Origin of the sequence: Enterobacter quasimori (genome assembly GCF_018597345.1) — a bacterium.
Classification (GTDB): domain Bacteria; phylum Pseudomonadota; class Gammaproteobacteria; order Enterobacterales; family Enterobacteriaceae; genus Enterobacter; species Enterobacter mori.
Window position 1 is genome coordinate 865,976 of the sequence record NZ_JAHEVU010000001.1, and the last position, 14,238, is coordinate 880,213.

The following is a 14,238-nucleotide window of genomic DNA, read 5'->3' on the forward strand; positions in this document are numbered from 1 at the left end:
TTCCTCTTTTATTGCGCGAGTGCCGCTGACAGTGCTTCCGGCTCGTTAATGGCCGAGGCAGTCAGGGTATCAACAATACGTTTTGTCAGGCCGGTGAGGACTTTACCTGGACCGACTTCATACAGATGCTCAACGCCCTGAGACGCCATAAACTCAACGGTTTTGGTCCACTGTACCGGGCTGTAAAGCTGGCGAACCAGCGCGTTACGGATTGCCTCCGGCGCGGTTTCGCATTTCACATCGACGTTGTTTACAACGGAAATCGTCGGTGCGTTAAACGTAATTTTATCCAGCTCAACCGCCAGTTTGTCGGCGGCTGGCTTCATCAGCGCGCAGTGGGACGGCACGCTGACCGGCAGCGGCAGCGCACGTTTCGCGCCCGCAGCTTTACAGGCCGCACCGGCACGTTCAACCGCTTCTTTATGACCGGCAATCACCACCTGGCCCGGCGAGTTGAAGTTCACCGGTGAGACCACCTGGCCTTCAGCAGATTCTTCACACGCTTTTGCAATTGCAGCGTCATCCAGACCGATGATGGCAGACATACCGCCCGTGCCTTCCGGCACCGCTTCCTGCATGAATTTACCGCGCAGTTCCACCAGACGTACCGCGTCAGCAAACGCGATCACACCGGCACACACCAGTGCAGAGTATTCACCGAGGCTGTGGCCTGCGAGCAGTGCAGGCGTTTTGCCGCCCTGCTGCTGCCAGACACGCCACAGCGCAACGGACGCGGTCAGCAGTGCTGGCTGAGTTTGCCAGGTTTTGTTCAGTTCTTCGGCAGGTCCCTGCTGAGTCAACGCCCACAGATCATAACCCAGTGCATCAGAAGCTTCACGGAAAGTCTCTTCAATGACCGGATAGTGTGCTGCCATTTCAGACAACATCCCAACGGTTTGAGAGCCCTGCCCCGGGAACACAAAAGCAAATTGCGTCATTTTTTAATCCTTATCCTAGAAACGAACCAGCGCGGAACCCCAGGTGAACCCGCCACCGAAGGCTTCAAGCAAGACCAGTTGGCCCCGTTTGATTCGTCCATCGCGTACCGCTTCATCAAATGCGCACGGTACCGACGCCGCAGAGGTGTTGCCGTGACGATCAAGCGTCACCACAACGTTATCCATCGACATGCCCAGCTTTTTCGCGGTTGCGCTGATGATACGCAGGTTCGCCTGATGCGGCACCAGCCAGTCAAGCGCGGAGCGCTCAAGGTTGTTCGCTTCCAGCGTTTCATCAACGATGTGTGCAAGCTCAGTCACCGCCACCTTGAACACCTCGTTTCCTGCCATGGTCAGGTAAATCGAACTGTCCGGATTAACGCGATCGGCGTTTGGCAAGGTCAACAGCTCGCCGTAGCTACCGTCGGCATGCAGATGCGTGGAGATGATGCCCGGCTCTTCGGACTGCCCCAGCAGCACCGCACCCGCACCATCACCAAAAATAATGATCGTCCCGCGATCGGTTGGATCACAGGTGCGCGCCAGCACGTCAGCGCCGATCACCAGCGCGTACTTCACGGCGCCAGACTTAACATACTGATCGGCAACGCTCAGCGCGTAGGTGAAACCTGCGCACGCGGCAGCAACGTCAAATGCCGGGCAGCCTTTAATGCCGAGCATGTTCTGCACCTGGCACGCTGCGCTTGGGAAGGCATGCGTAGCCGACGTGGTGGCGACCACGATCAAGCCAATCTGTTCTTTATCGATGCCAGCCATTTCGATAGCGCGCTGTGCGGCTTCGTAACCCATGGTGGACACGGTTTCGTCTGGCGCGGCGATACGACGTTCACGGATACCTGTGCGCGTGACAATCCACTCGTCAGACGTATCTACCATTTTTTCAAGATCGGCGTTGGTACGCACTTGTGTTGGCAGGTAGCTGCCGGTACCTAAAATCTTCGTATACATGTACGCTCAGTCACTTTTAGCTAATACAGATTCCAGGCGAGCGGCAATCCGTTGAGGAACTTGTCGCTGCACCGCCTGCACTGCCTGTTCTATCGCGACGGAAAAGGCTCGCTGATTGGCCGCACCGTGACTCTTAATCACGATGCCGCGCAATCCTAACAGACAGGCGCCATTATACTGGTCGGGGTTGAGGTGACTGAATCGCCGCGTCAGGCTTTTTTGTAACCAACGCTTTAATAAAATGAGCCACCAGGCGCTTTTTTTACCTTCCCCCTGCGATTTCAGCAGAGAAAGGAACATTCGCACCACCCCTTCCATAGTCTTCAACGTTACGTTTCCGGTGAAGCCATCACACACTAATACATCGGTCTTACCCGTCAGCAACTCATTGGCTTCGAGATAACCAATATAGTTGATGGAGGGAACCTGCTTGAGCAATTCGGCAGCGTCACGAATGCTGTCCAGGCCTTTGGTCTCTTCTTCACCAATATTCAGTAACGCAACGCGGGGATTGTGAATTCCCACTACGTCTTCAGCCAGCACCGACCCCATCACAGCAAACTGAGCCAGCATTGTACTATCACAATCAACGTTAGCACCGAGATCCAGCACCACCGTTTTGCCCTTTTGTTGATGCGGCAACACCGTCACCAGCGCCGGGCGCTCAATACCCTCAATGGGCTTGAGCAATAATTTCGACAGCCCCATCAGCGCACCGGTATTTCCCGCACTGACGCAAGCCTGCGCTCGCCCTTCTTTCACCAGCTCCAGCGCAATGCGCATAGAGCTGCCACGGCTATTGCGTATAGCCTGCGATGGCCGGGCATCACTGGCAATAACTGACTGTGCAGGAATGATCTGCAGACGTGAACGTTGTTCGAAGTCAGCTTTTGCAAGTAATGGCGTGATTGTGTCGGGATTGCCGACTAAAAGAAGTGTGAGTTGCGAATTAGAATTCAGTGCCTGCAATGCTGCAGGCACTGTCACGGAAGGGCCAAAATCTCCCCCCATGACATCTAACGCCAGGGTTAGACGTGTCAAGGTATCGTCGCAGCCTGGTTCGGTAACTTCCCCGTTTGCACGGGGAAATCCTCACTAAGCCTAATCACGCTAACGCGTGATTACTTAGTGATAACCTTGCGGCCGCGGTAGAAACCGTCAGCGGTGATGTGGTGACGCAGGTGTTTCTCACCAGAAGTCTTGTCTACAGACAGGCTGGTAACTGCGGTCAGCGCGTCATGGGAACGACGCATGCCACGTTTGGAACGGGTTGGTTTATTCTGTTGTACGGCCATGGACCTTACTCCTTAATTACTTACGCTTTAAGCTGGCTAATACGGCAAATGGGTTTGGTTTTTGCGCTTCATCAGGCAGTTCCCCAAAGACCATGTCCGCCTCGGACACTTCACAGTGTTCAGAATCATGCACCGGAACCACTGGCAAGGAGAGGATGATTTCATCTTCAACCAGAGCCAGAAGATCGATTTCACCGAATTCGTTAACCTCAATCGGCTCATACGCTTCCGGGAGTGCTTCAGCCTGTTCGTCAGAACGAACGGGACTGAAACAATACGTTGTGTGAACATGCTGTACAAACGGTTTCCCGCAACGCTGACATTCGAGGGTTACCGTTACCTTTGCATCACCGGTTAAAACGGCGAGACGCTGGTTGTCGATAGCGAACGACATGGAGCATTCTACATCACTGTCCACACTGACTACGGATTCGGCAATACGCTCAGCCTGATCGGAAGAATAGATTCCTTCGTAATCAAGGCGTTTTTGAGCCGTACGAACCGGATCAAGAGTCAGGGGTAATTTTACCTTTTGCATAGGGCGCGCATATTAACTTTGTAACGTCATAGAGTCAAAGAAAAAGGCAACCAGAGCTGCCTTTTGCCAATTATTCGCACACATTGCGGCCTGTAGTTTAAAATGGCTGGCATCGATACGCTATATCTGGTGATAAAAATATGCCAAATCTCGTTCTCGCCTCCACTTCACCCTACCGTCGAATGCTGCTGGAAAAGCTCGGGATCCCGTTTGAATGCGCCGCGCCAGAGGTTGATGAGACGCCACAGCCGGGCGAATCCCCGCGTCATCTGGTGACCCGTCTCGCACAACAGAAAGCGCAATCGCTGGCCGCACGTTATCCCGCCCATTTGATTATAGGCTCCGATCAGGTTTGCGCGCTGGACGGCGAAATCACCGGCAAGCCGCATACGGAAGAGAAGGCCTGCCAACAACTTCTGCGTGCACGTGGCACTATCGTGACCTTTTATACAGGGCTGGCGCTCTATAACTCCGCCTCAGGCCACCTGCAAACGGAATGCGAGCCGTTCGACGTGCACTTTCGCCATCTCAGCGAGCAAGAGATTATGGATTATGTGCGCCGTGAGCGACCACTCGACTGCGCGGGGAGTTTTAAAAGTGAAGGGCTAGGGATTGCGCTGTTCGACAAGCTGGACGGTCGTGACCCAAATGCGCTGGTCGGATTGCCGTTGATTGCACTGTGCCAGATGTTAAGGCGAGAAGCGTGTAATCCGCTGACGATGTGATCTTTGCGGCCTGATGCCCTCACCCACCGGGAGAGGGTGCAAACATTAAAAACGGCAACTTCGTTGCCGTTTTACTTTTACCTTAGCCACGCAGAACCTTAAGACAGCGTTTCAGCTGCTCATCCAGCGGCGCTTCAATACGGATGACTTCACCGGTATTCGGATGCGTAAACTTCAGCGCAGCCGCATGCAGGAACAGACGCGACAGCCCCGTGCCCGCCAGCTGCTTATCAAACTCGCGGTCGCCATAGCGGTCATCAAACGCAATAGGATGCCCGGCAAACTGGGTATGCACGCGAATCTGATGGGTACGCCCCGTCACCGGGCTGCAGCGCACCAGCGTGGCAAATTCATAGCGCTCTTCAACTTTAAAGCGCGTCTCGGACGGTTTCCCTTCCTGATTCACACGCACAATGCGCTCGCCGCTCTGCAGAATATTTTTCAACAGCGGTGCCTGCACCACTTTTACATGGGACTGCCACTGCCCGCGAACCAGCGCCAGGTAGTCTTTCTGCATCCCTTTTTCGCGAAGCTGCTCGTGCAAAGAACGCAGCGCAGAACGCTTTTTCGCCACCAGCAGCACGCCGGAGGTATCACGATCCAGGCGATGCACCAGCTCCAGGAAACGGGCTTCCGGTCGAAGCGCGCGCAGCCCTTCAATCACGCCAAAGCTCAGGCCGCTGCCGCCGTGTACGGCTGTACCTGACGGTTTGTTCAGCACAAGAATATGGTCATCCTCATAAAGGATGACGTCACTCAGCGCAGCCACTTTTTGCAGCTTAGGCGAAACCGCCTCTTCTTCACGCTCTGCCACGCGAACCGGCGGGATACGCACTTCGTCACCGGCTTCGAGCTTATACTCAGGCTTCACGCGTTTTTTGTTAACCCGCACCTCGCCCTTGCGCAGGATGCGGTAAATCATGCTTTTTGGCACGCCTTTCAACTGGGTGCGCAAAAAGTTATCGATGCGTTGCCCCGCATAGTCATCCGCGATAGCAACAATTTTTACGGCTGGAGTCTCTGTTTTCATGGTTGGCGATTCTAAATATCGTCAGCCATTAGCGCCACTCATTTTTCTATGCTTATATTTACTTTTATCCGGCCTGCGCCCCGTTTCGCGCAATCGATTTGGTGGTTATTAAACCAATCACCACCTCGAAGTGAAGAAACTGTGAGTAACCGGGTGATAATTGGTAAAAGTCATCTTGCTATAACCCGGCGAGCAGTGGAATAATGAGGCTGTTTTCCGTGTTAAATCCAGGTTAAGTAAGGATGTCGACGGAATGACCAATTTTGTCTGACCGATCATCCACGCAGCAATGGCGTAAGACGTATTGATCTTTCAGGCAGTTAGCGGGCTGCGGGTTGCAGTACTTCCCGGTATAAGGATTGTTTTCTGGAGAGTTCTACCCAGGCAATTCCCCTGATAATTGCGCTGTGTTTCCGTATGAAATACAGGCAACCGACACTCTGCGCCTCTTAAGCGAGCGACAACCGTGAGGTTGGCGACGTGAACAGACACGAGGCCATCGGTTCATACCCCGGAAAGCGTCACCTTGCCCGCAGCTTTGTCGTCAATGTAAGAATAACGAGTAAGTTACGATGAAAAGAATGTTAATCAACGCAACTCAGCAAGAAGAGTTGCGTGTCGCCCTTGTGGATGGGCAGCGCCTGTACGATCTGGATATCGAAAGTCCTGGACACGAACAGAAAAAAGCGAACATTTACAAAGGTAAAATCACCCGCATTGAACCAAGCCTTGAAGCTGCATTTGTCGATTACGGTGCTGAGCGTCACGGTTTCCTCCCTCTTAAAGAAATCGCCCGCGAATATTTCCCTGCCAACTACAACGCCCATGGCCGCCCAAACATCAAAGATGTTCTGCGTGAAGGTCAGGAAGTTATCGTCCAGATTGATAAAGAAGAGCGTGGCAACAAAGGTGCCGCACTGACAACCTTTATCAGCCTTGCGGGGAGCTATCTGGTTCTGATGCCAAACAACCCGCGTGCGGGTGGTATCTCTCGCCGTATCGAAGGTGATGATCGTACCGAGCTGAAAGAAGCGCTGGCAAGTCTTGAACTGCCGGACGGCATGGGGCTTATCGTGCGTACCGCAGGCGTCGGCAAATCTGCCGAAGCGCTGCAGTGGGACTTAAGCTTCCGTCTGAAGCACTGGGAAGCCATCAAGAAAGCGGCTGAGAGCCGCCCTGCTCCGTTCCTGATCCACCAGGAAAGCAACGTTATCGTGCGTGCTTTCCGTGACTATCTGCGTCAGGACATCGGCGAAATTCTGATTGATAACCCGAAAGTGCTTGAACTGGCGCGCCAGCACATCGCCGCGCTGGGCCGTCCGGATTTCACCAGCAAAATTAAACTGTACACCGGTGAAATCCCGCTGTTCAGCCACTATCAGATTGAATCCCAGATTGAATCCGCCTTCCAGCGTGAAGTGCGTCTGCCATCCGGTGGTTCTATCGTTATCGATACCACCGAAGCGCTGACCGCTATCGACATCAACTCCGCGCGTGCAACCCGCGGCGGTGATATCGAAGAGACCGCCTTCAACACCAACCTTGAAGCCGCTGATGAAATCGCCCGCCAGCTCCGCCTGCGCGACCTGGGCGGTCTGATCGTTATCGACTTCATCGACATGACCCCTGTTCGTCACCAGCGTGCGGTTGAAAACCGTCTGCGCGAAGCGGTGCGTCAGGATCGTGCGCGTATCCAGATCAGCCATATATCACGCTTTGGCCTGCTGGAGATGTCCCGTCAGCGTCTGAGCCCATCACTGGGTGAGTCCAGCCATCACGTTTGCCCACGCTGTTCCGGTACCGGTACCGTGCGCGATAACGAATCGCTGTCCCTCTCTATTCTGCGTCTGATTGAAGAAGAAGCGCTGAAAGAGAACACCAAAGAAGTTCACGCCATTGTGCCGGTGCCCGTTGCCTCTTACCTGCTTAACGAAAAACGTGCAGCGGTAAGCGCAATCGAAGCACGTCAGGGCGGCGTTCGCTGCATCATCGTGCCAAACGACCAGATGCAGACCCCGCACTATCACGTGCTGCGTGTGCGTAAGGGCGAAGAGACGACCACCCTCAGCTACCTGCTGCCGAAGCTGCATGAAGAAGAGATGGCACTGCCATCCGATGAAGAGCCTGCCGAGCGTAAACTGCCTGAGCAGCCTGCATTAGCCACCTTCATTATGCCGGAAGCGCCGCCGGAAGCCGTGCTGGAAAAACCAGCGGCTAAACCTGCAGCGCAAAAAACTGCGCCAGAGGTGGCGAAAGCCCAGCCAGCGCAACCTGGTCTTCTGAGCCGCTTCTTCGGCGCGCTGAAGAAGATGTTTGCTGGCGAAGAAGTTCAGCCGGAGCAGCCGAAAGAAGCACCGAAAGAAGCGAAGCCTGAGCGTCAGCAGGATCGTCGTAAGCGCCAGAACAACCGCCGCGATCGTAATGACCGCAGCGACCGTAGCGATCGTCGTGACAGCCGTTCTGACAACAACGAAGGCCGTGAGCAACGCGAAGACAACCGCCGCAACCGTCGCGAGAAACAGCAGCAGAATGTTGAAGTTCGCGAAACTCGCCAACCGGCGGGCGATGAGTCCGAGAAGAGCAAACAGCGCGACGAGCAGCAGCAGCCGCGCCGCGAGCGAAATCGTCGTCGCAACGACGAGAAGCGTCAGGCGCAGCAGGAAGTTAAAAACCTGAACCGCGAAGAGCCTGTTGAACAGCAAGACGCTGAGCAGGAAGAACGTACTCAGGTCATGCCGCGTCGTAAGCAGCGCCAGCTGAGTCAGAAGGTCCGTTTTGCTTCTGAAACTACCGAAGAGACAACTGTTGTTACGGAACCCGTCGCCGAAAGCGCGCCGCAGACCCAGCTGGCGAAAGTTGATCTCCCGGCGGTGGTAGAGAACAACGCCGAGCAGGATGATAACGGCGAAGGTCGTGACAACGCAGGCATGCCGCGTCGTTCACGCCGTTCTCCTCGTCACCTGCGCGTGAGCGGTCAGCGTCGTCGCCGTTATCGTGACGAGCGTTACCCATCTCAGTCTCCAATGCCGTTAGCCATCGCGTGTGCATCACCTGAAATGGCATCCGGTAAAGTCTGGATCCGCTACCCGGTTACTCGTCCGGAGCAGGTTGTTGAAGAACAGGCTGTCACCGAAGAGGTGATTGCACCTGTCGCTGCAGCTGAAGAGGTTGTGGTTGTGGCTGCAGCAGCGACGGTGGTTGAGCCGCAGGCTGTGGAAGCCGAAGCCCCGCACGCGGTTGAAGTGGAAACCACCCACCCTGAAGTGATTGCTGCTCCGGTTGATGCCGCACCGCAGTTCATCGCCGAAGAAGACGCGGTTGTGGCCGAAGAGGTTGCTGAAGAGGTTGAAGCCGCCGCGCCGGTTGAAGACACCGCTGACGATGTTATCGAAACGGTGACAGAAGAGGTGGTTCAGGAAGTTGAACTTGATGTTGAACCGGTTCGTGAATCTGAAGACGCTCCAGCGCCTGAGGTGAAACCAGCACCGGTGGCCGCTGCGCCTGCGGCAGCACATGTTGCAACGGCACCCATGACTCGCGCCCCTGCGCCTGAGTACGTGCCGGAAGCGCCGCGTCAAAGCGACTGGGTTCGCCCGGAGTTCAACTTTGAGGGCAAAGGTTCCGCAGGTGGTCACAGCGCGACGCATCAGGCGACTGCACCGGCAACTCGCCCCCAGTCTGTTGAGTAACACGCGTTAAGATGAAAAGCCGACCTCAGGGTCGGCTTTTTTATTGCGAATTTGCTGGCTTTCTCATTCCGGCTATACCCGGCATCACCTGCTTCATCATCTCCAGAAAACGACGCAAGCGCGCCGGGTAGTATCGCGACCACGGATACACCAGATGGACAGGCAGCGCCGTGGGCTGCCACTCGGGCAGAAGATGGATTAAGCGCCCTTCCTGAATGTCCTCTTTCACCGTCCAGCTTGATACCAGCGCCACCCCCAGCCCGGTCAGGGTCGTATTTCGCGCCACGTACAGGCTGTCCGTGCTCAGACGCGGCGTAATGGCGATGCGTGTCGGCTGCGCCGCACCATCAAACAGCTCAACGTGTCGCTGGTAGAAGGTGCTGATGGCAATCCAGGGCAGCGCCTGCAAATCCTCTGGCTTGCTCACCTTTGGGAAGCGAGCCAGCAACGCCGGAGAGGCGACGACGGAGCGTGGTACTTCAGCCAGCTGAACGGAAACCGTCGCGGGATCGACCTCAGCGCCCACGCGGATCGCACAATCAATATTGTCGCTGAGGAAATCCACCGACTTATCATTCAACATCCACTCAACGGAAAGCTGAGGATAGCGCTGTAAAAAATCCGTCAACGGTTTCAGAAGCTGTTCCTGACCAAAGGCGTGCGGTGCCCGCACCCGCAACACCCCAACCGGTTCATCCTCCGCCTGCCCGACCTCATCCTCCAGCGCCAGCCAGCTGTCAATCACCCGCCTGGCATGCTGATAGCAGCGTTCACCGTCGTCAGTGAGCCTCGTGGCGTGGGTGGTACGCAGCAGCAGGCGAGCCCCGAGTAACGTCTCCAGAGACTGCAAACGACGGCTTACCGTAGCCTGGGTCGTCGAAAGCTGCCTTGCCGCTGCCGAGAGCGAGCCGGTTTCCACGATGCGCACAAAGGTTCGCATCAGTTCCACCCTGTCTATACGCTCAACTCGCTTCATACTTTCCTCTGTCATACGCTTAACGTATAAGCGTTTTACCATCAGCCCGTCTACCGCCGCAAGGCGTGGTGATAAAAAATAGCCTCACACTATGACTGAGGAACGTCTTATGAACACAACAACTGCCTCCCATGCCGTGAGCCGCTGGGTGATATTAATGCTGGCTCTGGGTGCGGGTTTCAGCGTGGCATCCATTTACTACGCACAGCCTTTACTGCCGCTGATGGGCGCAGACCTTCATTTGAGTATTGAAGGAATGGGCCTGGTTCCGACGCTGACCCAGGCCGGGTACGCGCTCGGCATCCTCTTCCTGCTGCCCCTTGGCGATCGTCATGACCGCCGGACGCTGATTCTGATTAAAAGTGCCGCCCTGGCACTGTTTCTTCTGGGCTGTAGCCTCACCGGGCAACTCCCTTCGCTGCTGCTGGCAAGCCTGCTGATTGGCATGGCCGCCACCATGGCGCAGGATATCGTTCCCGCTGCCGCTATCCTCGCCCCTGAAGGTAAGCAAGGGAAAACCGTGGGCACCGTCATGACAGGTCTGCTGCTGGGCATATTGTTGTCGAGAACCGTCAGCGGCGTGGTCGGTGAAGCCTTTGGCTGGCGGGTGATGTATCAGCTGGCTGCGGCAAGCATTGCCTTTGTCGGCGCGGTGATGTGGGCCCTACTCCCCCGTTTTGCTATTCACTCCACGCTGAGCTATCCCGCGCTGATGCGTTCCATGGAACACCTGTGGCGTCGTTACCCGGCGCTGCGTCGCGCGGCGCTGGCTCAGGGTTTTCTGTCGATTGCCTTTAGCGCATTTTGGTCAACGCTGGCCGTTATGCTGCTGGAACGCTACCACCTCGGCAGCGCCGTGGCGGGCGGGTTTGGTATCGCTGGTGCCGCCGGGGCATTAGCCGCGCCGCTGGCAGGCGGGCTGGCGGATAAACTGGGCGCAGGAAAAGTAACGCAGCTGGGTGCCGCGCTCGTCACCGTCTCGTTTGCGCTGATGTTCCTGATGCCCGCCCTCGGCGTCCACGGGCAGCTGATTCTGATTGCCGTCTCCGCCGTCGGTTTTGACCTTGGCCTGCAGTCAAGCCTGGTGGCCCACCAGAATCTGGTCTACAGCCTTGAGCCGCAGGCACGCGGTCGCCTGAACGCCCTGCTCTTTACGGTGGTGTTTATCGGGATGGCGTTAGGCTCGGCCCTGGGCAGCAAGATGTATACGATGGCTGGCTGGTCTGGCGTGGTGGCGCTGGCAACCCTGTGCGGCGTTATTGCCCTGATCATCAGACGGGTTGAAAACGCCCGGGTGACATCCGCTCAGGCTGAAACCGTGTAAAAAAAATGCCCAGTCCATGCGGACTGGGCAGTCAAAACATGCCCAGTTTCGAGACATGTTCTAAGAGGTCAAGACGTTATTTATTCATCTGGAACAGGGACATCCCCTGCATATCGCTAAATGCTTTATAAGACGCCTGCAGGGCCGCCTGCTGCATGGAGTAAGAAGAGATCACCGAGTTCCAGTCCACATCGACCAGATCGCTCATTTGCTGCGTTTGCCCCAAAGCACGGTCATCGCCCAGCGAATCCAGTTTGCCCAGCTCGTCCAGCTTAATCCCCAGATCGGCACGCACGGTCAGCACGTTGTTCAGCGAGTTGCTCAGGCCGCGGTTGGTTTTGTCCATCGCCGCCGTAAACGCATCGGCTTTTGTCTGGTCGCCTTCAACCGGCGTATTCAGCGCTGCGATAGCGGTATCCAGGATCTTAAACAGGTTGGTTTCCGGCGCGCTGCCGTCCGGCTCCGGTTTCGCGTTACTGGTGAAGGTATCGAAAACTTCACTGCCCGTGTGGCTGATTTGCATGGTACGCGCGGCGTCAACCTGCTGGCTGATTGGCGTAGAGCCGCCGTTATAGGTGCCGGTCGTCTCGTCGAATGCCGCCGCTTCCGTTTTGTAACCCGCAAAAATATAGCGTCCATTACCGTCGGTGCTGTTTGCCAGGTTCATCAGCTGATCGCGGATCCCCTGCAGGTTGGTGGCAAGAGACTGTCGGTCATCATCGCTCAGGGTTCCGTTACCGGCGTTAACCACTTTTTCCTGCGCGGTGATAATCGCATTCGTCACCTCTTTCAGCACGTTCTCTTCCAGCGACACCTTGGTCGTGGCGAAAGAACGCGCCAGCGCATACTGGCTGTTCTGCGTCTGCGCCTGGGAGAGCACTACAGCCTGAGATGCCGCAATCGGGTCATCGGAAGGACGGTTTACGCGCTTGCCGGTTGACATCTGCTCACCATAGCCAAGCCAGAGACTCTGGGAGCTCGTCACTCCGCGCATGCTCTGCTCATACATCATTTGAGTACTAATACGCATTTTTTAACCCCGGCCTTAGCGAATGTTGATCAACGCATCAAACAGCGTGCTCGCCGTTTGCAGAACCTGCGCATTCGCCAGGTAGTACTGCTGATAGCGCTGCAGGTTGCCGTATTCTTCATCCAGGTTAACCCCGGAGATCGACTGTTGCTGCTTGGTCAGCTGCGTCACCACGTTGTCTTTCGTGGCGCTGCTGGTTTTCAGCGATGCCGTGGTGCTCCCCACCGTACTGACCAGTGAGGCATACGCATCGTTGAAGGTTTTGTTATTCCCCACCACCTTCGCGCTCTGCAGATCCAACAGTTTTTGGCCGTTGGTATTGTCGCTATCGCCGCTGTCGCTGGCGGAGGCCATCGCGAGTTTGGATTCATCGCTGATTGCGACGTCCATATTCATAATGACGTCGTTCACCGGCTTCACGATGAAGCTGTCTTTCTGGTTGGCCGCACCGGTGATGTTCACGTTCAGACCGTCAAACGACAGATTACCGCTGCCGTCCGGCGTGGCGGTAAAGCTGGTTTTGTCAGACAGACGCGTGACCGTCCAGTTGGTTCCGTTGTACTCAACCTTATAGTTCGTCGCCTGCACCGCAGAGCTGTCCGTGACGCTCGCCGTTACCGACGCGCTGCCGGTGTTTTTGCTGTTACTCAGCACGGAAGGTGAGCCGAAGTCGAACAGCTTGCCGCCCGGGTCGCCGTTGGCGTCGAACCCGGCTTCATGCTGGGTGTTCATCGCGTCGGCAAACGCCAGCGCCATCTGGTTAAGGGCGTTACGTGCTTTATCCAGATCTTCAGAACGGAAGGTCAACAGCCCACCCAGTGACCCTGTGGTGATCTGCTTTTCCGGGATCTCAACGTTTCCAGACGCTGCATCCACGTAGGCAATCGTGGTGCGCGACGGGTCAGCGCTGGACTTCACCGCAGCCAGCTGGCTGGCAGTACTGCCCTGCACCAGAGTGTAACCGTTCGCGAAGGAGATATTGTACGTACCGCTGTCCTGCACGGTAACGTCCACACCCACAATCTTGTTCAGCTCGCTCACCAGCTGATCGCGCTGATCGAGCAGTTCGTTCGGCGATGCGCCCGCGCCAACGCCGGTCAGACGGGAAATCTGATCGTTAAGGTTGGCTATCTGCTTCGCGTAGTTATTGATCTGATCCACGCTGGTCGCGATCGCGGTGTTCACCTGCGCATCCTGATCGCGAAGATACTGATCGTTGGTTTTAAACTGGTTTACCAGGCCATCCGCTTTGCCGATCACCGTCTGGCGCGCAGCCGGATCTTCTGCGTTGCTCACCAGCGTTTGCAGGCTCTTGAAGAAATCCTGCAGCGTGGTTGAGAGCGAGTTGGTGGTATCAGACAGCACGTCGTCAATCTTTGACATCTGCTGATAGCGCGTTGTCAGCCCGCTGCTCTGCGTCTGTGCGGCGCGCAGCTGGTTGGTAATGAAGGCGTCATACTCACGCTGCACGCCGGAGACATAAACCCCGTTGCCCACCCAGCCACCGCCGGTCAGCGTGCTGTTAGCCGCGCCCAGAATGGTGTTCTGGCGGGTGTAACCTGCCACGTTATAGCTTGAAATATTATTACTTACGGTATTAAGTGCCGCCTGTGCCGCACTGAGGCCACTCATGGCGCTGTTAATCAAACTGGACATGGGGGTTCCTTTTATACTTTCAGACACGAGTCCTGATGAAGGTTATCGGCAGCCTCCACCGGGACTTG

General features: G+C 56.0%; 12 protein-coding genes. 3 read left to right on the top strand and 9 right to left on the bottom strand.

The window, feature by feature from the left end; all coding sequences use genetic code 11:
- Window positions 1-8: 8 nt before the first annotated feature.
- From fabD to yceD, 5 genes are all read right to left on the bottom strand, one after another.
- Window positions 9-938 (bottom strand): ACP S-malonyltransferase, encoded by a 930-nt coding sequence (gene fabD, locus KK102_RS04195; RefSeq protein WP_216357027.1) that lies wholly within the window; start codon window positions 936-938, stop codon window positions 9-11.
- Between the two features lie 15 nt (window positions 939-953).
- Window positions 954-1,907 carry a beta-ketoacyl-ACP synthase III gene (locus KK102_RS04200; RefSeq protein WP_216357028.1) on the bottom strand — a complete coding sequence of 318 codons (954 nt, stop codon included), beginning with the start codon at window positions 1,905-1,907 and terminating at the stop codon, window positions 954-956.
- A gap of 6 nt (window positions 1,908-1,913) precedes the next feature.
- Entirely contained in the window at window positions 1,914-2,948 is a 1,035-nt protein-coding gene (plsX, locus tag KK102_RS04205) for a phosphate acyltransferase PlsX (protein WP_010429690.1), read from the bottom strand.
- 80 nt (window positions 2,949-3,028) lie between these two features.
- Window positions 3,029-3,202, bottom strand: coding sequence for a 50S ribosomal protein L32 (gene rpmF, locus KK102_RS04210; protein WP_003857964.1), 174 nt, complete (start codon window positions 3,200-3,202; stop codon window positions 3,029-3,031).
- 16 nt (window positions 3,203-3,218) lie between these two features.
- On the bottom strand, window positions 3,219-3,740 hold the full coding sequence (gene yceD, locus KK102_RS04215; protein WP_126543712.1) for a 23S rRNA accumulation protein YceD: 522 nt from the start codon (window positions 3,738-3,740) through the stop codon (window positions 3,219-3,221).
- Between the two features lie 140 nt (window positions 3,741-3,880).
- Between yceD and KK102_RS04220 the strand changes: the two genes are divergently transcribed.
- A complete protein-coding gene (locus tag KK102_RS04220) occupies window positions 3,881-4,465 on the top strand; it encodes a Maf family protein (protein WP_216357029.1) in 585 nt (194 codons plus the stop codon).
- An 82-nt stretch (window positions 4,466-4,547) separates the two neighbouring features.
- Here the strand turns inward: KK102_RS04220 and rluC are convergent, their stop codons facing one another.
- On the bottom strand, window positions 4,548-5,495 hold the full coding sequence (gene rluC / locus KK102_RS04225; protein WP_126543710.1) for a 23S rRNA pseudouridine(955/2504/2580) synthase RluC: 948 nt from the start codon (window positions 5,493-5,495) through the stop codon (window positions 4,548-4,550).
- Window positions 5,496-6,067: 572 nt separating this feature from the next.
- Here rluC and rne point away from each other — a divergent pair.
- Entirely contained in the window at window positions 6,068-9,184 is a 3,117-nt protein-coding gene (gene rne, locus KK102_RS04230; RefSeq protein WP_216357030.1) for a ribonuclease E, read from the top strand.
- Between the two features lie 40 nt (window positions 9,185-9,224).
- Here the strand turns inward: rne and KK102_RS04235 are convergent, their stop codons facing one another.
- Entirely contained in the window at window positions 9,225-10,202 is a 978-nt protein-coding gene (locus tag KK102_RS04235; protein ID WP_216357031.1) for a LysR family transcriptional regulator, read from the bottom strand.
- A gap of 67 nt (window positions 10,203-10,269) precedes the next feature.
- On the opposite strand from KK102_RS04235, the gene KK102_RS04240 reads away from it, so the two are divergent.
- On the top strand, window positions 10,270-11,484 hold the full coding sequence (locus tag KK102_RS04240; protein ID WP_216357032.1) for an MFS transporter: 1,215 nt from the start codon (window positions 10,270-10,272) through the stop codon (window positions 11,482-11,484).
- A gap of 76 nt (window positions 11,485-11,560) precedes the next feature.
- On the opposite strand, the gene flgL is transcribed toward KK102_RS04240, so the two are convergent.
- Entirely contained in the window at window positions 11,561-12,514 is a 954-nt protein-coding gene (flgL, locus tag KK102_RS04245; protein WP_216357033.1) for a flagellar hook-associated protein FlgL, read from the bottom strand.
- A gap of 15 nt (window positions 12,515-12,529) precedes the next feature.
- Complete coding sequence (flgK, locus tag KK102_RS04250; RefSeq protein WP_126543705.1) at window positions 12,530-14,170, bottom strand: flagellar hook-associated protein FlgK; 1,641 nt, start codon at window positions 14,168-14,170, stop codon at window positions 12,530-12,532.
- Window positions 14,171-14,238 lie beyond the last annotated feature (68 nt).

What these genes read in the sequence shown, in the direction of transcription:
- fabD (WP_216357027.1), bottom strand. Translation starts at nt 938, where the DNA reads ATGACGCAATTTGCTTTTGTGTTCCCGGGGCAGGGCTCTCAAACCGTT.
- KK102_RS04200 (WP_216357028.1), bottom strand. Translation starts at nt 1,907, where the DNA reads ATGTATACGAAGATTTTAGGTACCGGCAGCTACCTGCCAACACAAGTG.
- rpmF (WP_003857964.1), bottom strand. Translation starts at nt 3,202, where the DNA reads ATGGCCGTACAACAGAATAAACCAACCCGTTCCAAACGTGGCATGCGT.
- yceD (WP_126543712.1), bottom strand. Translation starts at nt 3,740, where the DNA reads ATGCAAAAGGTAAAATTACCCCTGACTCTTGATCCGGTTCGTACGGCT.
- KK102_RS04220 (WP_216357029.1), top strand. Translation starts at nt 3,881, where the DNA reads ATGCCAAATCTCGTTCTCGCCTCCACTTCACCCTACCGTCGAATGCTG.
- rluC (WP_126543710.1), bottom strand. Translation starts at nt 5,495, where the DNA reads ATGAAAACAGAGACTCCAGCCGTAAAAATTGTTGCTATCGCGGATGAC.
- rne (WP_216357030.1), top strand. Translation starts at nt 6,068, where the DNA reads ATGAAAAGAATGTTAATCAACGCAACTCAGCAAGAAGAGTTGCGTGTC.
- KK102_RS04235 (WP_216357031.1), bottom strand. Translation starts at nt 10,202, where the DNA reads ATGGTAAAACGCTTATACGTTAAGCGTATGACAGAGGAAAGTATGAAG.
- KK102_RS04240 (WP_216357032.1), top strand. Translation starts at nt 10,270, where the DNA reads ATGAACACAACAACTGCCTCCCATGCCGTGAGCCGCTGGGTGATATTA.
- flgL (WP_216357033.1), bottom strand. Translation starts at nt 12,514, where the DNA reads ATGCGTATTAGTACTCAAATGATGTATGAGCAGAGCATGCGCGGAGTG.
- flgK (WP_126543705.1), bottom strand. Translation starts at nt 14,170, where the DNA reads ATGTCCAGTTTGATTAACAGCGCCATGAGTGGCCTCAGTGCGGCACAG.